The organism is Providencia sp. wls1916 (assembly GCF_009706585.1).
GTDB classification, from domain to species: domain Bacteria; phylum Pseudomonadota; class Gammaproteobacteria; order Enterobacterales; family Enterobacteriaceae; genus Providencia; species Providencia lanzhouensis.
The window spans coordinates 388,514-413,337 of the sequence record NZ_WLUL01000009.1; the positions used below are offsets into that span (position 1 = coordinate 388,514).

The 24,824-nt window shown below is 41.8% G+C and carries 20 protein-coding genes and 1 riboswitch; of the genes, 7 read left to right on the plus strand and 13 right to left on the minus strand.

Features of this window, described 5'->3' with window-relative positions; genetic code table 11:
- Window positions 1-385 precede the first annotated feature (385 nt).
- The 5 genes from manX to mntP all read left to right on the plus strand — a co-directional run bounded on the left by manX (window position 386) and on the right by mntP (window position 4,566).
- Complete coding sequence (manX, locus tag GKR61_RS05005) at window positions 386-1,351, plus strand: PTS mannose transporter subunit IIAB (RefSeq protein WP_222859984.1); 966 nt, start codon at window positions 386-388, stop codon at window positions 1,349-1,351.
- Between the two features lie 77 nt (window positions 1,352-1,428).
- Window positions 1,429-2,229, plus strand: a complete 801-nt coding sequence (locus GKR61_RS05010) for a PTS mannose/fructose/sorbose transporter subunit IIC (RefSeq protein WP_036953378.1) — start codon at window positions 1,429-1,431, stop codon at window positions 2,227-2,229.
- A gap of 13 nt (window positions 2,230-2,242) precedes the next feature.
- The gene (locus GKR61_RS05015) at window positions 2,243-3,094 is read left to right on the plus strand and encodes a PTS mannose transporter subunit IID (RefSeq protein ID WP_154639589.1); all 852 of its coding nucleotides are present in this window, start codon (window positions 2,243-2,245) and stop codon (window positions 3,092-3,094) included.
- Between the two features lie 89 nt (window positions 3,095-3,183).
- The gene (locus GKR61_RS05020; RefSeq protein WP_036953374.1) at window positions 3,184-3,642 is read left to right on the plus strand and encodes a DUF986 family protein; all 459 of its coding nucleotides are present in this window, start codon (window positions 3,184-3,186) and stop codon (window positions 3,640-3,642) included.
- 152 nt (window positions 3,643-3,794) lie between these two features.
- Window positions 3,795-3,978, plus strand: a riboswitch (yybP-ykoY riboswitch).
- Between the two features lie 6 nt (window positions 3,979-3,984).
- Window positions 3,985-4,566, plus strand: a complete 582-nt coding sequence (mntP, locus tag GKR61_RS05025) for a manganese efflux pump MntP (RefSeq protein ID WP_148444745.1) — start codon at window positions 3,985-3,987, stop codon at window positions 4,564-4,566.
- A gap of 56 nt (window positions 4,567-4,622) precedes the next feature.
- Here the strand turns inward: mntP and rlmA are convergent, their stop codons facing one another.
- The 5 genes from rlmA to alr all read right to left on the minus strand — a co-directional run bounded on the left by rlmA (window position 4,623) and on the right by alr (window position 8,693).
- Window positions 4,623-5,444: a 23S rRNA (guanine(745)-N(1))-methyltransferase gene (gene rlmA, locus GKR61_RS05030; RefSeq protein ID WP_154633862.1), complete on the minus strand. Its 822-nt coding sequence runs from the start codon at window positions 5,442-5,444 to the stop codon at window positions 4,623-4,625.
- A gap of 111 nt (window positions 5,445-5,555) precedes the next feature.
- Window positions 5,556-5,768 carry an acid-shock protein gene (locus GKR61_RS05035; RefSeq protein ID WP_154599210.1) on the minus strand — a complete coding sequence of 71 codons (213 nt, stop codon included), beginning with the start codon at window positions 5,766-5,768 and terminating at the stop codon, window positions 5,556-5,558.
- 72 nt (window positions 5,769-5,840) lie between these two features.
- Window positions 5,841-6,038 (minus strand): hypothetical protein, encoded by a 198-nt coding sequence (locus tag GKR61_RS05040; RefSeq protein ID WP_036953366.1) that lies wholly within the window; start codon window positions 6,036-6,038, stop codon window positions 5,841-5,843.
- 481 nt (window positions 6,039-6,519) lie between these two features.
- A complete protein-coding gene (locus GKR61_RS05045; RefSeq protein ID WP_036953364.1) occupies window positions 6,520-7,257 on the minus strand; it encodes a phosphatase in 738 nt (245 codons plus the stop codon).
- Between the two features lie 212 nt (window positions 7,258-7,469).
- On the minus strand, window positions 7,470-8,693 hold the full coding sequence (gene alr, locus GKR61_RS05050; RefSeq protein ID WP_036953439.1) for an alanine racemase: 1,224 nt from the start codon (window positions 8,691-8,693) through the stop codon (window positions 7,470-7,472).
- 612 nt (window positions 8,694-9,305) lie between these two features.
- Here alr and GKR61_RS05055 point away from each other — a divergent pair.
- Entirely contained in the window at window positions 9,306-9,638 is a 333-nt protein-coding gene (locus tag GKR61_RS05055) for a hypothetical protein (protein WP_154599208.1), read from the plus strand.
- A gap of 273 nt (window positions 9,639-9,911) precedes the next feature.
- Here the strand turns inward: GKR61_RS05055 and guaA are convergent, their stop codons facing one another.
- Entirely contained in the window at window positions 9,912-11,489 is a 1,578-nt protein-coding gene (gene guaA / locus GKR61_RS05060) for a glutamine-hydrolyzing GMP synthase (protein WP_154639590.1), read from the minus strand.
- Window positions 11,490-11,625: 136 nt separating this feature from the next.
- Window positions 11,626-13,092, minus strand: coding sequence for an IMP dehydrogenase (guaB, locus tag GKR61_RS05065; RefSeq protein WP_036953269.1), 1,467 nt, complete (start codon window positions 13,090-13,092; stop codon window positions 11,626-11,628).
- Between the two features lie 170 nt (window positions 13,093-13,262).
- Here guaB and xseA point away from each other — a divergent pair, with 170 nt between their 5' ends.
- Complete coding sequence (xseA, locus tag GKR61_RS05075) at window positions 13,263-14,630, plus strand: exodeoxyribonuclease VII large subunit (RefSeq protein ID WP_036953267.1); 1,368 nt, start codon at window positions 13,263-13,265, stop codon at window positions 14,628-14,630.
- On the opposite strand, the gene aes is transcribed toward xseA, so the two are convergent.
- The 6 genes from aes to maeB all read right to left on the minus strand — a co-directional run bounded on the left by aes (window position 14,619) and on the right by maeB (window position 24,607).
- Window positions 14,619-15,587: an acetyl esterase gene (gene aes, locus GKR61_RS05080; protein ID WP_154599207.1), complete on the minus strand. Its 969-nt coding sequence runs from the start codon at window positions 15,585-15,587 to the stop codon at window positions 14,619-14,621. The two genes, xseA and aes, sit on opposite strands and share 12 nt — an antisense overlap.
- A gap of 163 nt (window positions 15,588-15,750) precedes the next feature.
- Window positions 15,751-18,012 carry a TonB-dependent receptor domain-containing protein gene (locus GKR61_RS05085; protein ID WP_036953263.1) on the minus strand — a complete coding sequence of 754 codons (2,262 nt, stop codon included), beginning with the start codon at window positions 18,010-18,012 and terminating at the stop codon, window positions 15,751-15,753.
- Window positions 18,013-18,165: 153 nt separating this feature from the next.
- Window positions 18,166-20,298: a S9 family peptidase gene (locus GKR61_RS05090; protein ID WP_154639658.1), complete on the minus strand. Its 2,133-nt coding sequence runs from the start codon at window positions 20,296-20,298 to the stop codon at window positions 18,166-18,168.
- 42 nt (window positions 20,299-20,340) lie between these two features.
- Window positions 20,341-21,144 (minus strand): energy transducer TonB, encoded by an 804-nt coding sequence (locus tag GKR61_RS05095; RefSeq protein ID WP_154599206.1) that lies wholly within the window; start codon window positions 21,142-21,144, stop codon window positions 20,341-20,343.
- 136 nt (window positions 21,145-21,280) lie between these two features.
- A complete protein-coding gene (locus GKR61_RS05100; RefSeq protein WP_230083121.1) occupies window positions 21,281-22,174 on the minus strand; it encodes a ChaN family lipoprotein in 894 nt (297 codons plus the stop codon).
- 153 nt (window positions 22,175-22,327) lie between these two features.
- Window positions 22,328-24,607, minus strand: a complete 2,280-nt coding sequence (maeB, locus tag GKR61_RS05105) for an NADP-dependent oxaloacetate-decarboxylating malate dehydrogenase (protein ID WP_154599204.1) — start codon at window positions 24,605-24,607, stop codon at window positions 22,328-22,330.
- Between the last annotated feature and the right edge of the window lie 217 nt (window positions 24,608-24,824).

Below are 24,824 nucleotides of genomic sequence, written 5' to 3' on the forward strand. Positions count from 1 at the left end.
TTTACTCTCCATGACGAATTTCTTATCAAATAAACCGATTTTTTGTTACCGATAACAGAGTGTCATTCTTTCTTATTGAAATAAACCAAAATTATACTCTGTAAATATTTATATATTTAGAGTTATAGGTTTATTTATCAGTAATATTTGGATCTGTTTTTATTTTTCTGACGCGAAACAAGTTTTTTAGATTAATCCTAGTGATATGATCAGACTGACCATTCAGCTAATAATTGCACTTAACTAATTATTAGCTAGCCACTTAGTTTGAATTTATTCAGCTACTATTTAAGGTGCAGGGGAAACACATAGAGAAGGAGTCCAGTTTCTAACTTCTATTCTATCGTCAATGATGTTTCGATTTATCTGTTAAGAGGGAAAAATAGTGAGTATAGCTATTATGATTGGTACCCACGGAGTTGCTGCTGAACAGCTACTCCGAACCACCGAGATGTTAATAGGCGAGCAAGAAAACGTCTCGTTTATTGACTTTGTCCCTGGGGAAAATGCTGACACCCTATTTGAAAAATACACACAAAAGCTGACTACTCTTGATACCTCAGCGGGTGTGCTATTTCTTGTTGATACATGGGGAGGTAGTCCATTTAATGCTGCTACACGCATTGCCAATGAGCATGACAATTACGAAATCATTACAGGCGTAAATGTCCCAATGCTCGTCGAGACCTTTATGTGCCGCGATGACAACCCATCCATGGATGAGCTGATCACCGTCGCGCTAGAAACAGGTCGCGGTGGCATCCGTCCATTCAAGTTTAAAGAAGCTGTTTCAGAAACTCCTGCGCCCGCAGCGGTCAGTGCACCTGCTCCACAACCTGTTATTGCAGGTCCGGGCGAACACATGATTATTGCTTTGGCGCGTGTTGATGACCGATTAATTCACGGTCAGGTGGCGACTCGCTGGACAAAAGAGATGCGTGTTAAACGCATTATCGTTGTCAGTGATGAAGTAGCCAAAGATACCGTTCGCTCTACCTTACTGAAACAAGTTGCACCTCCAGGTGTTACCGCCCACGTTGTTGACGTAGACAAATGTGTCCGTGTTTACAACAACCCGAAATATTCCGGCGAGCGCGTGATGCTGTTATTCACTAACCCAACAGATGTACAGCGTATTGTTGAGCAAGGCGTTGAGATTGACTCGGTCAATATTGGTGGGATGGCCTATACCGAAGGTAAAACCATGGTCACCAATGCCGTATCAATTAACCAAAAAGATATCGATGCATTCAATTATCTGAATGACAAAAATATTGAGTTAGAAGTTCGTAAAGTCGCTTCAGACAGTAAAGTCCACATGATGGATTTAATTAATAAACTCAAAAAATAATGTTTTAGAAATTAGTTCTTATTGAACCGTTACTCAAAAACAGACTTAGAAACTTGTTGGTTACAGGAGATTAAACAATGGAACTTACCGTTGTTCAAATAGTAATGGTCTTCGTCGTGGCTTGTATCGCCGGTATGGGATCGATCCTCGATGAATTCCAGTTCCACCGCCCTCTCATTGCCTGTACGCTTATTGGTATTGTTCTGGGTGATATGAAAACCGGTATTATTATCGGTGGTACACTGGAAATGATCGCGTTAGGTTGGATGAACATCGGTGCGGCCGTTGCACCAGATGCTGCATTAGCCTCCATCATTTCAACCATTCTGGTTATTGCAGGTGGTCAAAGTATCGGTGCCGGTATTGCACTGGCTATCCCACTGGCAGCAGCTGGACAAGTACTGACAATCATTGTTCGTACTATTACCGTTGCATTCCAACACGCCGCTGACCGTGCTGCGGTCTCCGGTAATTTAACCTCCCTGAGCATTATCCACGTTTCTGCGTTATTACTGCAAGCAATGCGTATCGCAATCCCTGCACTGATCGTCGCAATTTCAGTGGGAACTTCAGAAGTCCAGCACTTACTGAACTCTATCCCTGAAGTCGTTACCAACGGTCTGAACATTGCAGGTGGTATGATTGTTGTGGTCGGTTATGCGATGGTTATCAACATGATGCGCGCTGGCTATCTGATGCCGTTCTTCTATTTAGGCTTCGTGACTGCGGCCTTTACTAACTTCAACCTTGTTGCACTTGGTGTGATTGGTGTTGTGATGGCGATTCTGTACATCCAACTAAGCCCGAAATACAACAAATCCCAAGTTGTTGTCAGCCAATCAAACAGTAACAACAATCTTGATAACGAATTAGACTAGAAGGAACGTAAAAATGGTTGAACAAACTCAATCTACTGAAAAACAGCTGACAAAAAGCGATATTCGTGGGGTTTTCTTACGTTCTAATTTATTCCAAGGTTCATGGAACTTTGAACGTATGCAGGCTCTGGGTTTCTGTTTCTCAATGGTTCCCGTGATCCGTCGCTTATACCCAGAAAATAATGATGACCGTAAACAAGCGATTAAACGTCACTTAGAGTTCTTCAATACCCATCCTTACGTTGCTGCGCCTATTTTGGGTGTAACGATGGCGATGGAAGAAGAACGTGCTAATGGCGCGGACATCGACGATGGTGCAATCAACGGTATCAAAGTCGGTCTAATGGGACCATTGGCCGGTGTGGGTGACCCAATTTTCTGGGGAACTGTGCGCCCTGTATTCGCTGCTCTGGGTGCTGGTATCGCGATGACAGGTAGCTTGTTAGGTCCTGTACTGTTCTTCGTTCTGTTTAACCTTGTACGTCTGTTAACTCGCTATTATGGCGTGGCTTATGGCTACAAGAAAGGGATTGATATCGTTCAAGATATGGGCGGTGGATTCCTGCAAAAACTGACAGAAGGAGCATCGATTCTAGGTCTGTTTGTTATGGGGGCGCTGGTCAATAAATGGACTCACGTCAACATTCCACTCGAAGTTTCGCGGATCAAAAACCAAACCACGGGTGTGGAAGATATCACTACTGTTCAGATGATCCTCGACCAATTAATGCCTGGATTAGTTCCTCTATTGCTGACCTTCGCCTGTATGTGGCTGTTACGCCGTAAAGTGAATGCTTTATGGATCATTATCGGCTTCTTCGGTTTAGGTATTCTGGGTGCTTGGTTAAACTTCTTAGCGCCATAATTTCTGTTAAATAATAAAAAAGGGAGGTTGCAGCCTCCCTTTTTTACTTTTAAGCTTGGTAATTCGTCCACTTAGTCATGGGTACTCAAATGACCTTAAATGATGTCGTTTTAGCTATTATCATTTTGATCATGCTTGTATACGCAATCTATGATGAATTTATTCAAGGAACACTAAAAGGCAAAACTCTATTAAAAGTTAACTTAAAACGTAAACATCGAGTGGATGCCATCATTTTTATTGTTCTCATTTGTATAGTCATTTATACAAATATTGTTCGACATGGTAATTTATTAACCACTTATTTATTAATGATTACTATTTTTATGGCTATTTATTTAGCTTTTATTCGTCGCCCAAAAGTATTTTTTAAACAAACCGGCTTTTATTTAGCCAATACGTTTATTTTATATGAGCGAATTAAAACAATGAATTTATCTGAAGATGGTATTTTAATGATTGGATTAGAGCAAAAGAAAGTCCATATTCAAGTCAACCATCTTGATGATTTACAAAAGATTTATGATTTTTTTATTAATCATAAATAACTACTTTATATATTGGTATAAATATTAAGGTTAATTAAATGTTTAATTAACCTTAACTTTGTTAATATCGAAAATGAAAATTATTCTCATTTAAAAAATATATTTATTAATAATTAATATTTTGCCTTTATTAAAATCTATGATATCTTTCGTCCCACGTCATTGGGGAGTAGCCTGTTCTGGAATGTATTCTTTCCAGAAAATCCGTGTCAACATACTCGTTTGTTTTTAAACGTGGTGCGGATGCCATTTATTGGTTGGCAAGACCATAGACACATAAATACGCCTTTTGGTTGGGGGTAATTTATGTGTATATGGAAACACCCAACCGAGATTATTGTTATGAGCTTTTACGCAACTCTCATCCTCGCCTTCGCGCTCTCTATGGATGCTTTCGCTGTCGCTATTTGTAAGGGCGCAGTGCTCCATAAACCTCGTTTTCGTGAAATTCTTCGTACTGGCTTTATCTTTGGTTTTATTGAAGCTATCACACCGATCATTGGCTGGGGCATTGGTATTTTAGCCAGCCAGTATGTTATCCGTTGGGATCACTGGATTGCGTTTGCCCTGCTATTCATTCTTGGCGGACGTATGATCTGGCAAAGTCTAACCACCAAAGATGAAGATTGCTGCGCTAAACCATCTAGTCACAGTGCAGGAAATTTAGTGTTATCTGCCATCGCCACCAGTCTTGATGCTATGGCAATTGGTTTAGGTCTGGCTTTCCTGCAAGTAGATATCGTCCATACAGCGATGACTATCGGCTTAACCACGATGATAATGGCCACAATTGGAATGATGATTGGCCGTTACGTAGGTCCATTATTAGGAAAAAAAGCAGAGATTTTAGGCGGGCTGGTGCTTATTGCGATTGGATTTAATATCCTCTTTGAGCATCTCGAATTATTTATGTACGCACCATGATCTTCCTGTTCCCCCTGAGTCATTCAGGGGGAACAGTTTGAGACTTAATACGGGTTTTAGTCTTTATATTGATAAACTCGGATCAGAAAATCAGCAGTATAATCTTTCACGTTTTCCTGCTTTAATTGCTGTTTCACCTCTTCAGAAGCTCGCCATGCAAACGGCGTCATCTCTAACAATGCAAATGCCTCTTCTCCTTCAAGATCCATCACATAATTTAAGCGAGTCTCATCAATCAATTTAAAGTCTGGAAGGTCTTCGTCTTTTGCAGGGTGTAATTTCACTTCATCATAAATCAAGGCTTTTAATTCTTGCAGATGTTCTGCTGCCGGCGTTACCGTAATTAAAATTCCCATTGGTGTTAATACTCGGCTTAATTCTTGCGCCTTACAGGGTGCATAAATACGAATAATGGCACTCAAACTCGAATCCGCAAACGGTAAACGATGACTTGAAGCAACACAGAAATTAACTGATTTATAGCGCTTAGCAGCAAAACGGATTGCCACTTTCGATACATCCAGCCCATACACACTAACAGATTTAGATGCCGCCTTTAATGACTGAGCAAAATGATCAGTGTAATACCCTTCCCCACAACCGATATCGAGTATATTTTCACTGCTCTCAGGTAGATATTGAGCGAGCTTGTCAGCGACCTTATCGCGCATTGGCTGATAATGACCCGCATCTAAAAACTGACGACGAGAAACCATCATTTCTAGGCTATCACCTGGATCTTTAGAACGCTTATGCTGTACAGGGAGCAAGTTAACATAACCCTCTTTGGCACAATCAAACTGGTGATTTGCTTCACAACGATAGCTACTGTTAATTAAATTGAGGGGTTTAAAACACAAGGGGCATTGATAATTCATATGGTTACACTGATTTAAAAATAATGCTCAGTATACCATATAAGCTGTCAAGCAGCGCCATGGAATTATACCCCATGGCACCGTGACGTAATCTAGAGGAGTATAGCGAACTTATTTACCTGCTTTAGCCGCTTCAGGTGCTTTGACTTCACCTGACTGTTTCACTTCACTCTTTTTAACTTCTTTTTTACCATGCTCTGCTTTGGCAACTTCGTGCGTTTTCACACCATGGTTTACATGTTCAGTTTTTGCAGTGGTATTTGCTAATGCAGCACCAGAAACAGCTAATGACAGAACAGTCGCGATTGCTAATAATTTTTTCATTTTGAACGCCTTATTTAAATTCAAACTAACGAGTAATTGATATAAAACTTATATTTTGGTGTAGCTAAAAATTTAAATGGCTTTTTCGGCACTTTTATCTTTAGTTGCACTCACTTTTTTCTCAGTTTTCACTTTTGCGTGATGAGCTTTCGCTGAGTGATGAGCGACAGCAATTGGCGCTACTGGCTCAGTTTTGGTTGTTGTATTTGCTAATGCAGCACCAGAAACAGCTAATGACAATACAGTTGCGATTGCTAATAACTTTTTCATACTAAGTACCTTAAGATTAATTTATTAAGCAAGGATGTTCTTGCCACATTAATAAATCATATCTACAGATCATTTCGCAATAGGAGAATATTAAAGATTCTTAAGTTTTTTATAGGTTATTTTAATGAATAAATATTTTAATTTTGTTGATACTCCATTTACTTTTAAAGATTAATTTTTAATCGTTTTTTAACTTACCAATAATTTTATTTTTCAATACATATCAAACAGATAAATTAAAATAAATCTTGGTGTTAATTTTTTGATTTTGAAAATCATCTTCATTCCAATTTATTTGATATCTATTTTTTCTTCATTTTTTTAAAAAATTCACTTTTCATCTTGCCAATTTAATAAAGTTTCTTTTTTTGAAGATAGGCTGACTTTTATTTTTATCTAAAAATAACTATTTCTGTTTACTTTAAACAAAAAAGCCATTCAACTTTGAATGGCTTTAAATTCACTATATTCAATTTAAAAATTAAAAATGAGCAAACTCAGGAATCGGTTTACGTCCATGAGCCTCTAAAAAGTCTAAAACACGGCGTGGTGTGGTATTCAAAATCCGGGACTCTGGAAAATCAATGGATTTCAACATCTCAACCACTTCATCAAAACGCCCTAAATAACTGACATGATGTGAATCTGAGCCTAAAGCAACCCAACCGCCTGCTTCTTTCACCGCTTTCGCTATTTCTATGCAGTTCTTCTTACTACCCGCTCTAGAATGCAAGAAAGAGGAGTTATTCATCTCTAGTGCTACGTTGCTCTCTTTAGCAGCTTGGGCTACAGCTTTAATATCAATTGGGTATTTAGGGTTGCCAGGGTGAGTAATAATTTGCACTTTTCCGCTACGAATAGTCGCAATCATCGCTTCTGTATTGTCTTCTAGACTTTGTGGTTCTAGAACTGGCTCATGGAATCCTGCTAGAATAATATCTAGATGACGAGCAATCTTTTCATTGCAGTCTGTCTCACCCTGCTTATTTTTAATGTTTGCTTCAATTCCATATAACAAACCAACACCATTAACAATGCGCGGCAATATTGGCATATTGCCAAAATGCCATTCATGTGGGGCATCTTGCATTTCAGGGCCATGATCGGTAATGGCAAATAGTTTCATTCCTCGAGCGGCAGCTTCCGCAAAGTATTCATTAACAGTGCTAAATGCATGGGTGCTGGCAATGGTGTGCGCATGTAAATCAACTTGATACATAAAATATCCTTCTAATTCTTCTATTTGCCTTCTGACATTATTCAGATTGAAAAGGTTATCCCAAGCTAACATATCGCCACCAAGGATTCGATAACAATTCTGTTAAACCGCACTTATCGGATCTCTATTGTAAATTGCAGTTTATCTGACTCCTATTTAGCCAATAAAAAAGCCCGCTTCATTCGTGCGGGCTTTTATTCACTAAATATGGTTTAGTTAACCAAAATACGCTTATTGGTTGCACCCCATAATATGGACATTTCAGTAAACAGCGCGCCGCTAATATCTTCAACCTCTTCAGCGGTTATTTCCCCTTTTCCTTGTTTACCAAAAAAGACAACCTCATCTCCTGGTTGTACATTTTTAATATCAGTAACATCGACCATCACAGTATTCATGGATGTTTTTCCAAGAACAGGCACACGTTGCCCATTGATTAAAACATGCCCAGCATTACTGAATACGCGACGGTAGCCATCCGCATAACCGACAGGAATATTTGCTAATACAGAATCACGCTTCAGTGTATAAGTTCTGTCATAACCAACGGTATTTCCTTTGGGATAGTGATTCACCGCCGCAATATTCGATTTAAATGTCATCACGCGTTTGTAGTCTTTAGTGGCAACCGTATCACCATAAAAAATACCACCAACACGCACCATATCCAACCACGATTCTGGCACGGTCAATGTTGCATAAGTATTCGCAACATGCAGAGTAACATCTTCGCGTTTCAATCCTGTCACATTCAGAACTTGTTGAGACTCTTTTTTGAATTTAGCCAGATCTTTTCGGATTTGTGCTTCATCCTCTTCAGGATAGTGAGACATAATCCCGACGATTTTTAAATTAGGTAACTGCGAGATTAGCTTAGCTTGTTGCAATCCTTCAGTATTACTGACTTCCAAACCATTTCGTGACATTCCTGCCGAGTTCAATGCAAGGTGAATCGGAATAACTTTGCCCTGTTTTGCCGCTACCGCATTTAAGCGCTGCGCCATTTCCAAGTTACCAATTAATTCTTCTACATTAAATTCAGTGGCTTGAGCCATTTCTTTTTCAGTGGCGTTACGCACTCGCATTAAACGACCTTTAAAGCCTAAATCACGAACTTGCTTCAATTCTGTGTTGCTAGTTAGCCCAATGCATTGAACATTATTTTCAATCATTACTGGGGTAACTAACGTCAGGTCATGCCCATATGCATCCCCTTTTAAAACAGCACACATTCCCGCTTTATCACCCAATAATGCTTGTACTTTCTTGATATTGTAATCCAATGCACTGTGAGAAATTTCTATCCATGCATTATTAACTAGTGCAGGTTGAATCTGTGCAGATGGGGTTTCTATGATGTTGGTTTTCGCAGGTTGCTGACATGCAGTCGCCACCAGCAGAGGAAGAAGAGCAAGATATTTCAGACGAAATGCCACGTTGTTATCCTTAGCCATGGATCAGTGAGTTTCCCCTCACCTTTATTATTATGATTACGGGGAGTGAACATATACTTTCGATGTATATAGACTACTGATAATAACAATATGAATTAATTGAACAAGCAATAATTACCAATATTTGAATAAAAAATCACTTTAAGTGAATTTATAATGAAAATCACTCTGGAATTTCTTTTCTCATATCTTGTTTACTGCAATACAACTACCTCTAAACTGCCTCAATAATGTTTTTTACGAGGCTGCTCTCATAATCATTTTTTCTGCTTTAAATTACCTTGTTCGGGGTATGTTTTTCTTTTTGGATAATATTATTCTGGGTGCGTTTGTGTTTGGGGCTTGTGTTTTAATCCTCAGCCTTGTTGACTGTTCCGTTATCTCGTTTTTAACGCACGTTATTTTAACTAATAAGGGAAACTATGAATTGGATAATTCAAAAGATAATGAATCCTCTTACAGGAGGAGTTGGTTCCGCCTTAGCACTCAATGGTGCTATATCGCTTATCGTTCCATCTCTGATTTTAACAACCACTAATATTTATATTCTAGCGGCTATACTCAGCGTTATTTTCATCTATATCTCGATAAAATATGATTGAGTTTTTCCATCCACAAACAACACAAGCACTCAGCATATTTTACTTTACGCTTATTCTTGCTTACTTAGTTATTCACCTTATTTGGGAGCATTTTGATAAGTTTGCCGAAAATTTTTCGTTAATTCGTTTACCTCAAAAGGTGGCTGTTATCTATACCGCCGCCACCTTTGCGAGTAATTTATTTTTAATCGTGATTATGTTTAACCTAGATAACCCACTCAAAAATGATAGCGTCATGATTTTGCCGTTAAGCCTCGCAGGGCTAACTGGCCTATGCTATTCGTTAGGGACTATTGTTCCTAGAAAGAAAGCAACTCATATTTAAAGTTCACTAATATGGACTTTAAATCATCTTTATACTGGCTGTGTCCCTATTTAAGGACGCTATGAATAAGAATGGAGTTCAATGAGTCTATGTTGAAAAAATTAAGGAAATGACAAGGTAGAAAGCAGCAACTAATCTCAAAGCAATACATTAGCAACAAAGGTGAAGAGCTAGAATGGTAATTCAATTAATGAAAAAACAAAAAGGCACCAGTAACTAACTGATGCCTTTGAATTTATCGACAACTAAACATTGTTATCAACAATAACTCTATTATTCCCACTCAATGGTCGCTGGTGGCTTGCCACTGATGTCATAAACTACGCGGGAAATGCCATTCACTTCATTGATAATGCGATTAGACACGCGACCTAAGAAGTCATATGGCAAGTGAGCCCAGTGAGCAGTCATAAAGTCGATGGTTTCAACTGCACGCAGAGAAACAACCCAGTCATACTTACGACCATCACCCATTACGCCAACAGAGCGCACTGGTAAGAATACGGTGAATGCTTGGCTAACTTTATTGTACAGATCCGCTTTGTGCAGCTCTTCGATAAAGATAGCATCTGCGCGACGTAGCAGATCACAATACTCTTTCTTCACTTCGCCCAGAACACGAACACCTAAACCTGGGCCTGGGAATGGATGACGATACAGCATATCGTATGGCAGGCCTAACTCCAGACCAATCTTACGCACTTCATCTTTGAACAGCTCTTTCAAAGGTTCAACCAGACCCAGCTTCATATCTTCCGGTAAGCCACCCACGTTATGGTGAGATTTAATAACGTGCGCTTTACCTGTTGCTGATGCCGCAGACTCGATAATATCTGGGTAAATCGTTCCTTGAGCCAACCATTTGATATTTGGCAGCTTAGACGACTCTTCATCGAACACTTCGATAAATACGTGACCAATTTTCTTACGCTTAGCTTCTGGATCTGAAATGCCAGCCAGTGCGTTCATAAAGCGGTCTTCTGCTTTCGCGTGGATGATGTTCAGGTCAAATTTACCTTGGAACATTTCCATGACTTGGTCAGCTTCATTTAAACGCAATAAACCGTTATCAACGAATACGCAGGTCAGGCGCTTACCAATCGCACGATTTAATAATAGCGCAGTAACAGAAGAATCCACACCGCCAGACAGTGCTAACAGAACATGGTCATCACCGATTTGTTCTTTCAGGCGAGCAACGGTATCTTCGATAATTGCGGCTGATGTCCACAGCGCTTCACATTGGCACAGATCCAATACGAAACGTTTTAAAATATTTAAACCTTGATGAGTGTGAGTCACTTCTGGGTGGAACTGAACACCGTAGAAACGCTTCTCAACGTCAGCCATGATGGCATATGGACAGCTTGGCGTGCTTGCAATCGTTTTGAAGCTAGACGGGATAGCGGTCACTTTATCGCCATGGCTCATCCACACATCTAAAACTGGCTTGCCATCTTCGTTCAGCGCATCTTGGATGCCGCGGAACAGGTCGCAATCTTCCAGAATTTCAACGTTCGCATAACCAAACTCACGTTCGCCAGACACTTCAACCGCACCACCTAATTGCATGGACATAGTTTGCATGCCGTAGCAGATACCTAAAACAGGGACGCCCGCATTAAATACATACTCTGGTGCACGTGGGCTATCCGCTTCTGTCGTACTTTCTGAGCCACCAGACAAGATAATCCCGTTAGGATTAAACTCTCTGATTTGCTCTTCGGTTACATCCCACGCCCACAGTTCACAGTAGACGCCAATTTCACGGATACGACGCGCAATCAGCTGAGTATACTGAGAGCCGAAATCAAGGATAAGAATGCGATGCTTATGGATATTTGTAGTCATTTGAGGAGAATTCCAGCAATTCAAGTCAAAATAAAAGGTGGTGACGCCATCAATATGGGCGCCACCCTGAAACTTTTTGATTACTGTTTTAAAAGATAATAGCACCCCGAAATGGCGTTATTATCCTAAACAATAATTACTGCCCTAAGCGATAGTTAGGAGACTCTTTAGTGATAGTCACATCATGAACGTGGCTTTCTTGAATACCTGCTCCACTGATACGCACGAATTCAGCTTTCGTTCTCAGCATATCGATAGTACCGCAGCCTGTCAGACCCATACATGAGCGTAAGCCACCCATTTGTTGGTGAATGATCTCTTTTAAGCGACCTTTGTAAGCCACGCGACCTTCGATACCTTCAGGCACCAGTTTATCTGCTGCATTATCAGATTGGAAATAACGGTCTGAAGAACCTTTAGACATTGCCCCCAGAGAACCCATGCCGCGGTATGCTTTATAGGTACGACCTTGGAACAGGATAGTTTCACCCGGAGATTCTTCGGTACCTGCAAACATGGAACCGACCATCACACACGCTGCACCTGCCGCGATAGCTTTAGAGATATCGCCAGAGAAGCGGATACCACCATCTGCAATAACAGGAATGCCAGTGCCTTCTAATGCACCCGCGGCTTCAGCAATTGCCGTGATTTGAGGTACACCCACGCCAGTCACGATACGAGTCGTACAAATTGAACCTGGGCCGATCCCCACTTTCACTGCGCTAACGCCAGCGTCTGCTAACGCTTTCGCGCCTTCCGCTGTTGCAACGTTACCACCAATGATTTGCAAATCAGGGTATTTTTGGCGAGTTTCACGAATACGCTGTAAAACCCCTTCAGAATGACCGTGTGATGAGTCAATGAGCAGAACGTCAACGCCTGCTGCAACCAGTGCATCAACACGTTCTTCGTTACCTGCGCCGGCACCAACAGCCGCACCCACACGCAGACGACCTTGCTCGTCTTTACATGCGTTTGGTTTACGTTCTGCTTTTTGGAAATCTTTAACGGTGATCATACCTAACAGATGGAAGTTATCATCGATAACTAAGGCTTTCTCAACACGTTGCTCATGCATTTTTTGTAAAACGACTTCGCGTGCTTCGCCTTCTTTCACGGTGACTAAACGCTCTTTTGGCGTCATCACCGCAGTTACTGGTTGGTCTAAATCCGTCACGAAACGTACGTCACGACCTGTAATAATACCCACTAAAGAATTATCTTTAGAAACCACAGGATAACCCGCGAAACCATTACGTTCAGCCATTTCTTGCACTTCACGAATTGTGGTTTCTGGGGTAACAGTGACAGGATCAGTCACGACGCCGCTTTCATGTTTTTTCACACGACGGACTTCTTCAGCTTGGCGCTCAATGGACATGTTTTTATGGATAAATCCAATACCACCTTCTTGAGCCAGTGCGATAGCCAGATCAGATTCGGTGACAGTATCCATCGCTGCGGAGAGCATAGGAATGTTCAGGCGGATTTTTGCGGTCAGTTGAGTGGACAGATCTGCCGTGTTTGGCAGTACAGTTGAGTGTGCAGGGACGAGTAAAACATCGTCGAAAGTTAGTGCTTCTTTTTTAATGCGTAACATAGGCAATATCCCACCAGGCAGCGTTATGAAAGGTATAAAATATTGCCGCGGCATTATACACACCGTAATCGGTTGCTTCCAGCACTTTTTTCAAAAAAAACTTGATAAGTCCGTCGGCTACGTTAGTATCAGTCAATTAAGTCATTGTTTTAAAGTTTGATCTAGCTCACATGTCGACTCAACAAAATAGCGCAATTTACTCAGTCAGCAAGCTCAACCAAACGGTAAGAGAACTTCTTGATACCCAAATGGGACGAATTTGGTTAACGGCCGAAATATCCAATTTTTCGCAACCAAGTTCGGGACATTGGTACCTGACACTCAAAGATGATCGTGCCCAAGTTCGCGCGGCGATGTTCCGTGGGCAAAATACTCGCGTCACTTTCCGTCCGCAAAATGGGCAACAGGTGTTAGTCCGTGCCACTGTCACACTGTATGAGCCGCGTGGAGACTATCAGCTAATCATTGAAAGCATGCAGCCCGCTGGTGAAGGTTTATTGCAACAGCGCTTTGAGCTACTCAAACAAACCCTCAATGCCCAAGGGCTATTTGATGTTATTCACAAGCAGGCCTTACCATCTCCAGCAAAACGTGTGGGGATTATTACCTCTGCAACCGGTGCTGCCCTGCATGACATTTTAAATATCCTGCATCGCCGTGATCCATCCCTACCCGTAGTTATCTACCCGACGGCAGTTCAAGGGGATTTAGCGCCGGCACAAATCGCCAGAGCCATCGAGCTGGCAAACCTACGCAATGAATGCGACGTTCTCATTGTGGGGCGTGGAGGCGGGTCACTGGAAGATTTATGGGCATTCAACGAAGAGGTCGTAGCGCGCGCTATTTTTGCTAGCCGATTACCAATCATAAGCGCCGTTGGGCATGAAACGGATGTGACCATCGCCGATTATGTTGCCGACGTACGCGCACCTACGCCATCTGCAGCCGCAGAGCTTGTCAGTCGCAATCAAACAGAAATGCTTCGCCAATTGAAATCAGGGCAACAGCACCTAGAGATGGCGATGGATTATTATTTGGCAGCTCAGCAGCAACGTTTCGCACGTCTTCAGCACCGTTTACAGCAGCAACACCCACAATTACGCCTTGCTCGGCAACAAAATCAGCTTTCAGCCTTACGCCAAAAACTGACCAATGCCATCAGCCGCCAGCTACAATTCGCCTCCTTTACATTCGATAAAAACCAACGCCGTTTGATGCAAAATGACCTGCGCCCTCAATTGCAACGCCAACAGCGCCAATTGCAGCAAACTCAATACCATTTGCAGAATATGCTGACCCAGTTAGTGAATAACTACCGCCAGCGTTTTGCTGTTGCCTGCTCAAAAATGGAGGCTGTCAGCCCTCTTGCTACCCTCGCCCGAGGTTTCAGTATCAGCGAAACCACGGATGGCGCGGTATTAAAAAAAACCAGCCAGGTGAAATTAGGTCAACAGCTCAAAACTCGCTTAAATGATGGATGGGTTGAAAGCCAAGTTACCAATATTCAGAAGGTTCGAGCAAAAAAATCACCCAAATAGCCGTTTTTTAAAATATTCCGCGCCATCTCGAATGGCGCTATCCGCCGTTGGCATAAGGCGCGAATAATGCAAAAAGGCATGTAGCACTCCTGGATACATTTTATATTCACAAGGTATTTTATGTGATTGGAGCGTTTGAAATAATGTTGCGCTATCATCAAGTAACGGGTCATATTCCGCACTTGCAATAAAACATGGTGGAACATCTCGCGTAAGATCGTTATTGAACAAGCAATAGTAAGGTTCTTCACGGCTTCCTTGTTCGCCTAAGTATGCATTGTCATACTCTTGGAGTTCTTCTCGTCTTAGCCCATCCCATTCACCACCATATAAACGGCGGCTGCCGGAATCTTGTAAACCATATAACCCATACCACAGTAAAACTGCGCAGATATCACCACAGTAGATTCGTTTATCTCGCAACCATAACACGGTAGCAAGAGATAACATCGCGCCAGCAGAATCCCCCGCAAATCCAATGTGATGCATATTTAGCGCATATTTTTCAGCATGTTGATAATAAAACTGGCATACCGCCGCCGCTTCTTCAATCGCTTGAGGATAACGTGCTTCAGGGGAAAGTGAATAATCAATACCGATGACCGTACAGCCAGAATACAACGCTAATAAACGCATAATTCGGTCATGAGTATCAAGATTGCCGAGGATAAACCCGCCACCGTGTAGATAAAACAGTGTGGCAGGTGTATGTTCAATAGGGTGATAAATTTTCGTGACAACGTCACCTTTGACGGTTTTAACCGTCATGTTTTCAACACGAAAAAGTTCAGGTGCGTTGGCGTTCCAATAACGGCGATCTTCGTTATAAGCAATACGCTGAGCGTCATAGCTTCCATCAGTTGGCTCAGCTGGTATCTGTTGTTCATAATATTGAATAACTTTTTGCATTTCTGGCGAAATTAAATCAAGCACATTGATTTTATTGATAGTTTTCATTGCAATCTCCATACTTTTATTAGTTGATTGTAATGAATCCAAAGGGATAAACTGAGAGTCGAGTATCCAATATTGAAAAGCGTTTAGATAATAAGCCTATCAATCTTCCTTAGAAAGTAAGACTAAAAATAATACTAAACGCTTTCCGTTAGCAATTTCCTGATTAGAAGCGCACTTGACCGCCAATCATATAACTGCGCCCTCTTCCCGTTTCATTGTTTCTGCCGCGTTCTTCCATCACTGCGCCAGAGTTCGCACGGTTTAGCACGTCGGTGTAGTTTTCATTAGTGAGGTTATTAATCGCCATCATTAATTTGAAATGTTTATTGATTTCATAGTCTGCGTACAGATCAACGATAGTTGGCTGTTTTTCATACTTTTCCGTCATTGCATCCCCGTTCATGTCACCGTCAGGAATTGGACTGATACGTTTAGATGGTCCCGTCCATGTCACTGTCGAGCCTACGGTCAGTTTTTCATCAAACAGGCGAACTCCCGAATCTAAAGTCACGTAATATTCAGGTAATTGAGTAAAGTCCCCTGCACTAAATACCGATGTACTGTTGATTGATACTGGTTGTTTGCCAGACTCTTTGGTGTAAGAAACCATGGAGTAAAACACGCCAGCATCGTAGTTAGCTTGCAACTCATAACCGCGCAAATTAACATCTCGAGGGTCGTTCACATACATATCAGCACGTTGAAAAATATCTGGATTTTCTTTATCCCACACATCATCGTTAATTAAGCACCAATCAAATTCTTCTTGAGAGGTTGCACGGCATAACATGAAGGATTTACTGGTAATGTAGTCTTTAATATGAGTATGGAACCACAGTGCTTTTAGGTTAAATTGGTCTCCTTCCACCACTAGGTCCGGCTTGAAACTATTAAAACCAATTTGCCAAGTTTGTGCTTTTTCCCCTTTTAAGAATGGATTCATACTCTGACCGCCATTTTGGGAGAAAAAGGCTTCTTGAGAATTTGGCGCACGCATCGAATGCGCGTAACTCACAAATGGCTGAAATTCAGGAATAATTTGTGCCGAAACTAACACTCCTGGGTTAATACCACTTTCTCGTAAATTTAACGTACTGGCTTCTTGAGGGAAGCATTTCTCAGTTTCATCACAAGCGGGTTTATACCCTTGAACGCGATAATTTAAATAATTGAGGTCGAATGTAGCAGTATAAATATCGTACTGCGCCTCAAATTGCGTATACAAGCTCGCAATATCTTGTGTGCCACTCGGCGAGAATGGGTTGTAAGTAATCGTATTTGGATCTTCTACAGGCTTTGTGATTTTTTGGTATTTGGTCTTCATTAATTTCGAACCAATCTGCCACTTAAAATCAGTGTCACCATAAGAAAAACGGCTGGTATTGGAAATATTAATACTGTCAGATTTATTCTCTGATTCGGCGTCTTTTAATGCACCACCAATTGGCTCACCTTGGAATTTTTGGGTATTAAATCCATGGCTCGCCAGCACTTCCACATCAATCAATTCGTTAATTGGCGTGTATTTATATTTAAGATAATAATCTTCACTATTAATCTTACGGCTGGTTAATTTATTTTGTAAAAATCGACCGCTGAATTCGACTTCATGGCTATCATTCGGTTTATATTTTAATTTGGTTAATTGGGATTGCGGTTTTTGTTTGAATGTCGGATCCGTTGCAAATTCATCTGTATCAAATCCATCACCATTTTTATAACTGCCTGGGATATTGTGCCCACTCACGGCAATTAAGCCACCAAAATACCCATCACCCTCATTTAATAATGATTTTCCCGCGACAGAAACCATGCCGTTATAGCCGAGTCCATTATCTCCCCAGCTCCCTTTGCTACGTACTCCCCACAAATTATCTTTGAAAATCACATCATCAATCGATAAGGTTCGAAAGTTGGCGCTTCCCGCTAAGGCGTTAACGCTGTTGCTGCCATTCAATTGCCCCTTTTCTACCTCAACCTCCACAATAAAGTTAGGGTCAATAAGTGAACCAAAGTCATTACTCGGTTGCATACCGTGAGTGAATTTACTCGGCGATATTCCGTAATAGCTTTGTGTGACACCATCCACCATCATGTTTACGCGCCCAAAGCCACTCAGCCCGCGAATATTCACATTGATGGTGCCTTGGCTCGCATCCATTTGGGTATAGGTTCCGGGCATCGAACGGATAATCTTATCCATGGATTGCAATTTATTTTCGGTGCCGACTGCGCTATAGGCGCCTGGTTTTTCCAATGCTTTGACCAACGGCGTTTGTTTTTGCGCGCCCGACACTTTTAATTGGCTAAAATTAACCACATCATCTTTCTGTTTATTTGTCTGCTGTGTGTTTTCAGACAAAGCGAAGCCGTGGAAGCCAGCGGAAATAGTCCCAGCCACCATGATTATTATTTTATTATTCATTAAACCATTCCTGTAAACGTACTGATAAAACAGTCGCTCACATTGCAAACGCAGAATAAAAATAATGTCTGCGAATAGGATCAGCTACAGTGTTTATAAACCGTACAGCTGATCCTTAATAGCCTTATTTTTGGCTAATTATTATGGGTAACGCTATTTTAAATCTGGAAAATATTTTGCTTTATTTTCTAACATCAGAATAAAGCTATATTCTCTCGCAATATCATCCAAAGCATTAAAGCGGCCGGATTTTCCACCGTGTCCGGCATTCATATTGGTTTCTAATAACAATAAAGAATTGCCTTGTTTCAGCTCTCGCAGTTTTGCTACCCACTTTGCAGGCTCCCAATATTGTACTTGAGAATCATGCAGCCCTGTGGTGACCAAAATATGCGGGTAATGTTGGGCTTTGATATTGTCATATGGGCTATAGGCTTTAATGCGCCAGTAATCTTCCTCATTCTCTGGATTACCCCACTCATCATATTCCCCTGTAGTCAGTGGAATTGAAGGGTCAAGCATGGTCGTGACAACATCAACAAATGGCACTGCAGAAACCACACCTTCATACAGATCAGGAGCCATATTGACAACAGCGCCCATCAGTAAGCCACCTGCGCTACCGCCCATGGCATAGACATGACCTTTTTCCCCATAGCCTTGCGTCAACAAGGCATTAGTCACATCAATGAAGTCCGTAAAGGTGTTCATCTTATGGACGGTTTTACCCTGAATGTACCAATTCTTTCCTAAGTCCCCTCCACCACGAATATGGGCAATAGCATACACAAATCCGCGATCAAGCAGGGATAAGCGAGAAGAACTAAATGACGGATCGATACCATATCCATATGCACCGTAACCGTAAACCAGAAGTGGGTTTTTACCTTGTTTGAAACTATCTTTGCGATAAACTAACGAAACCGGTACTTTCACTCCATCTTGGGCTGTGATCCAAATACGTTCACTTTGATAATTCGCTTTATTGAAATCCTTCACTTCCTCTTGTTTTAATAGCTGTTTCTCTTGAGTCAGCATATTAATTTCATACACCGAGGATGGTGTTGTCATGGAGGAGTAGCCGTAGCGTAATTTATCCGTATCTGGCTCTGGGTTGTTACCAATCCACGCCATATAAGCCGGATCATCAAAGCTCACAGAATGCTCTTTGCGGGTTAACCAACTAATTTGTCGAATATTCACTAAGCCGTTTTGGCGCTCTTCAATCACCAACCAGTTATTAAATAACGCAAAATCTTCAAGGTCGACATCATCACGAGGCGCGATAAAGCTTACCCATGGTGCCGTGGCATTATCCGCAATATACAGCCCGAATAATGGATGCTGATGATTAGAGCGAATATAGAATTTGCCGTTAAAATGATCAGGGTAATATTCCACACCTGTTTTGCGAGGTTGTAGCACTATCGCATCACGTTCAGGTTGGTTTGCATCCAAAAGACGATATTCTGAGGTTTCGGTGCTGGTGATCCCAATCAGAATATAATCTTTGGAGGTGGATTTAGCTAAACTGACGAAGTAAGTATCATCTTTTTCTTCATACACCAATTTATCAGCGGATTGCGCTGTTCCATATTGGTGCTTAACCACTTGATAAGGCAATAGTGTTTGCTTGTCTTTATTAACATAAAACAGTGTGCGGTTGTCATTTGCCCACACAATATTACCGGAAGTGTTAGTTAGAACATTTTCTTGCCACTTTGCATCATCAACTTTACGGAACGAAACTGCATAATCATTACGACCTTGGCGGTCTTCAGCGATCGCTATCGTGGTGTTATCGGGGGAAATGGCTAGCGCCCCCATTCGGTAATATTCAGTACCTTCCGCACGTTGGTTACCATCAACCAAAACTGTCCATTCGCCATCACTATTAATTGGGCGTCTTTCATAAATGGAATAGTTTTTACCGGCGACAACGCGAGAACGGTATGTATAGCCATTGTAGTTGTATGGCACAGACTCATCATCTTGCTTTACGCGAGATAATAATTCGTCGTAAATTTCCTGTTTTAATGGCTCCCCCAATTCAAGCTGCTGCGTGGTGTAGGCATTTTCTTGATTCAGATATTCAAGGATCTCAGGAGCTTCACGGTTATCGCCCCTTAACCAATAATAGTTATCAACGCGCTGATCCCCATGAATAGACATAGTGTGGGGCTGTTTTTTCGCTATTGGTGCTAGCATTTTGTCCTCCGCAGCACTGCTGGCTGCATATAACCCAAGTAGTGTGACCACGCAATAAGTGGTGATTCTATTACGCATGGTTTTATTATGTATGGTTTTATGACGCATGGTGAGTCCAATCTATTTATCATTAAGAGTAAAATCAATAGGTAACCTGACTGTTACCCGTCCATTCTTAAGTATTTCTGATGGCGGTACGGGTAACGGTGCCGCGCGAGATAACACCTGCTGCGCTTCTTTGTCTAAAGAACGTGTGCCTGATGAATTCGCTAGACTGCTATCAAGTAAAAAGCCTTGGCTATCTACCGTAAACATCACCACGGGTTTACCTACGCGATTACGCCTTCCTGCATCTTCAGGGTAACGTTTATATTTATTCAATTTTCCAAGCACCATCGCTTCCCACTCTTTTTGAAGGCTATCGAGGGCTTCGGACTGGCTATTAAGTTCCGCTGCAATTTGCTGGCTTTGGACAAGTGCCGCCGCATCGCTGGTCACTGGCGCATCGCTGGCTTTCGAATCTGTGGTTTGCACCTTCTTCACTTGCTGCTGTTCTTGTTTCTGCTTTTTCAACTCAGGCTTTGGTTTTTTCGCCGTTGTTTTCGTGAGTTGCACTTCCGCTTGCTCATTAACAGGCAGTGTGGGAATAATGGCGTCCTCTGCTTGTGCTTTATGGGATTCACTCGCCACTGCTAGCTCTTGAGTTTGACCAATGTTCACTTCCGTTAATTGTTTGGCTTGTGCTTCGATAGATAACTCCATCACCACCGAGGGCGGCGGCAGGGATTCTTCCCATCGCGCATTGTGTGTTACCCAGATAAAAAACCCCACAATGACAATATGCAGTGCCACGGCTAAAATCAGCCAGCCGCCCATTTTGGAAGTTCTACTCACATACCCACTTTCAAACGTTATTGTGCTCATATTCATCTTACGTGCTTTTACAGAGTTGCAAATGATAATTAATAACGAATGCAAATGGAAATTATTTGTAAATAAATGTGATGATTACTTCACAAAATTAACGATTTTAAATCATCATATTGCTTGTCTTTGTTGATTATTTAGGCGTGTACCAAACATAATCCGCATGCAAGTTATCGATTTCCTCGCCTTGCTCCGAAATAATCAATACTTTCAATGGCTCATCTGGTGCTAAATCGAGCATATGTAACGGCACACCAATCGCTCGCGTTGCATGATAACCACCTGCAAATAACAATGCGGGAGCCGGAGCATCTACTAATCCTTGAGCCATCGCCCTATCTCTTAGTTGCTGGATCACCAGCATCTTTTTCGCTTGTTTATCATCCAACTCACCATTGTGTGAGCGTTTAATGGTTTCACTGATCAGTTCCTGAATAACAGGCTGAGTTGAATGTGTTCCTGTGATCGTAGGCGGATTGTCATAAGCCTTCAGCACAGCATCTCGATTAATATTCGCGGCTAAAACTGGGGATGGCTGAGCCAGTAAATACTTCACGAGTTCCCCATATTGCGCCCACGGCCAACCACTATTCCAATGTAAAATTTCTTGCAGTTTTTCATCTCGAATATACGGGTTCCCTTGCATCTGTTTTTGGACATTGTTAACTCGACTCTGTTGATCTGGGGTGAGCATTTCCAACAGCACCGCACCTTGAGGACGTATTTGCTGCATTTCCTGGGCGACCCATTGCTCAATTTGATGATGGTAAATATTGTCGTGTTTCTCCCCAACAATCACACGAGGAGAGGCTGCAAGCTCTTGAATTAACTGCTGAGGAGTGATGGATTTACCCGAATCTAAATCAATGATTTTGCCAGCTTGTGTGAGTTGGGGATCCAATTGCTGAGCGGGTTTTGGTGTTTGTGAGGTACATCCTAACTGTGTGAAACTCAAAACGAAAAGCATCCCTAAACTCAACAGTGAGGTGTTTTTCGTTAAATAATTCAAAGAACGTGCTGATATCATTATCTTTTCCATATAGTGACTTTGAAGCCATTCAAAATACAGATAATGATAATCATTTTCAAATAAAAAAGACTCCCATTAACCACAATGGAAGTCTTTATGCGGAACTCGATGATTAATCAATCATTCGAGAAACTATTATAATGAAGCTAATTACAGTGGATTCGTTTGAGCTTCCACTGCGGCTAACGCCACCATGTTGACAATACGACGAACAGATGCGATTGGCGTTAAGACGTGGACAGGTTTCGCAACCCCCATCAGTACAGGACCCACAGTAACACCATCAGAACTGGTGACGCGCAGCAAGTTATAGCTAATACGCGCCGCTTCCATATTTGGCATAATCAGTAAGTTTGCTGAGCCTTTCAGTGGGCTATCTGGCATCACATCTTTACGGATTGATTCAATCAATGCCGCATCCGCATGCATTTCCCCGTCAATTTCCAAGTTTGGCTCACGCGCTTTCACTAATGCCAGTGTATCGCGCATTTTTTGTGCTGAACCACAATCTGAAGAGCCAAAGCTTGAGCGAGATAACAGCGCAACTTTAGGCTCAATACCAAATCGACGAACGGTATCCGCTGCCATTAATGTGATTTCCGCTAACTCTTCTGGTGTTGGATCTTCGTTCACATAAGTATCTGCAATAAAGGTATTACCGGTTGGTAATAACAAGGCATTCATTGCCCCTGCAGTATGTGCACCTTCACGGAAGCCGAACAGGTCTTTGACGACCTGGTAGTGTTCACTGTAGCTACCGATTGAGCCACATATCATCCCATCAGCTTCACCACGTAGAACCATGATACCGCCGATAATAGTTGGGTTTGCAACTAATGCACGGCGCGCCATTTCTTGAGAAACACCACGGCGTTTCATAATTTGATAATATTCTTGCCAGTACTCTTTAAAGCGTGGGTCATTTTCATTGTTGACCACTTCAAAATCTTTACCTAGCTCAATATGCAGACCCAGTTTTTGGATACGCATTTCAATCACGCTAGGGCGACCTACCAGAATAGGGAATGCTAAACCAAGAGAAACCAGCTCTTGAGTTGCGTGTAATACGCGCTCTTCTTCCCCTTCCGCTAATACGATGCGTTTTAGCTCTTTTTTCGCTTGGGAGAAAATTGGCTTCATAAATAAGTTTGTTTTATGAACAAACTGATTCAGCTTTTCAACATACGCATCCATATCCGTGATTGGACGTGTCGCGACGCCTGATTCCATTGCTGCTTTTGCTACTGCTGGCGCAATTTTCACGATAAGGCGCGGGTCGAATGGTTTTGGAATGATATATTCAGGTCCAAAGAATAAATCTTGGTTCCCGTACGCTGAAGCGACTTCTTCACTTTGTTCCGCCAGCGCTAAGTCAGCAATAGCGTAAACGCAAGCCAGTTTCATTTCTTCGTTGATTGTCGTTGCGCCAACATCCAGCGCACCGCGGAAGATGAATGGGAAGCACAGAACGTTGTTAACTTGGTTCGGATAGTCAGAGCGCCCTGTACAGATAATGGCATCTGGGCGAACTTCTTTTGCTAATGGTGGCAGAATTTCCGGCTCAGGGTTGGCTAATGCTAAAATCAGCGGGTCTTTCGCCATGGTTTTCACCATTTCAGGTGTTAATACGCGAGGACCTGAGCAACCTAAGAAAATGTCAGCACCAGGAATAGCATCCGCTAATGTGCGCTGACCATTATCGTCAATCGCATACGCGGCTTTAGTCGCATCCATTCGTTCATCGCGACCTTTATAAATCACCCCTTTTGAATCGCAAACGGTGATATTTTCGCGCTTTAATCCTAACGCCACTAATAAGTTCATACAGGCAATCGATGCGGCACCCGCACCGGATACCACTAAACGCACATCGCCAATGTCTTTTTTAACGATACGTAGACCGTTAATCACCGCCGCAGTACAAATAATGGCGGTTCCGTGTTGGTCATCATGGAACACAGGAATATTCATGCGTTCACGTAATTTTTGTTCAATATAGAAGCACTCTGGCGCTTTAATATCTTCGAGGTTGATACCGCCGAATGTAGGTTCCAGCGACGCGATGATATCAATCAGCTTATCAGGATCGGTTTCATCGACTTCAATATCGAAAACATCAATACCCGAGAATTTCTTAAATAGCACCCCTTTCCCTTCCATGACAGGCTTACCTGCCAATGCACCGATATTCCCTAATCCTAGTACCGCAGTACCGTTAGAGATAACCCCCACAAGGTTACCTTTCGCTGTATAACGGTATGCTTTTAGTGGTTCTTCTGCGATTTCTAGGCAAGGTACCGCTACGCCAGGAGAATAAGCTAAGGCTAGGTCACGTTGAGTAGTTAACGGTTTGGTTGGTGTTACAGTAATTTTCCCAGGATGAGGAAACTCATGAAAATCGAGAGCACTTTGTTTTAATTTATCATCCATCATCAAGTCCTTTCAAAATTTGGTAAGGTAAGAGCCATCACAGTATAAACACATCTTGTTAGCAAATCATGATCACGTCTATGATTTCCAGAAAAATCTTTCAGTTACAAGAAATTTACACAAATTTGCCACAAAAATACAATGGCGAATTTATAGACATACATAATATTGTTATTATTTTTATTCATATCATTTTTTAAATCACTTTAATTTTTTT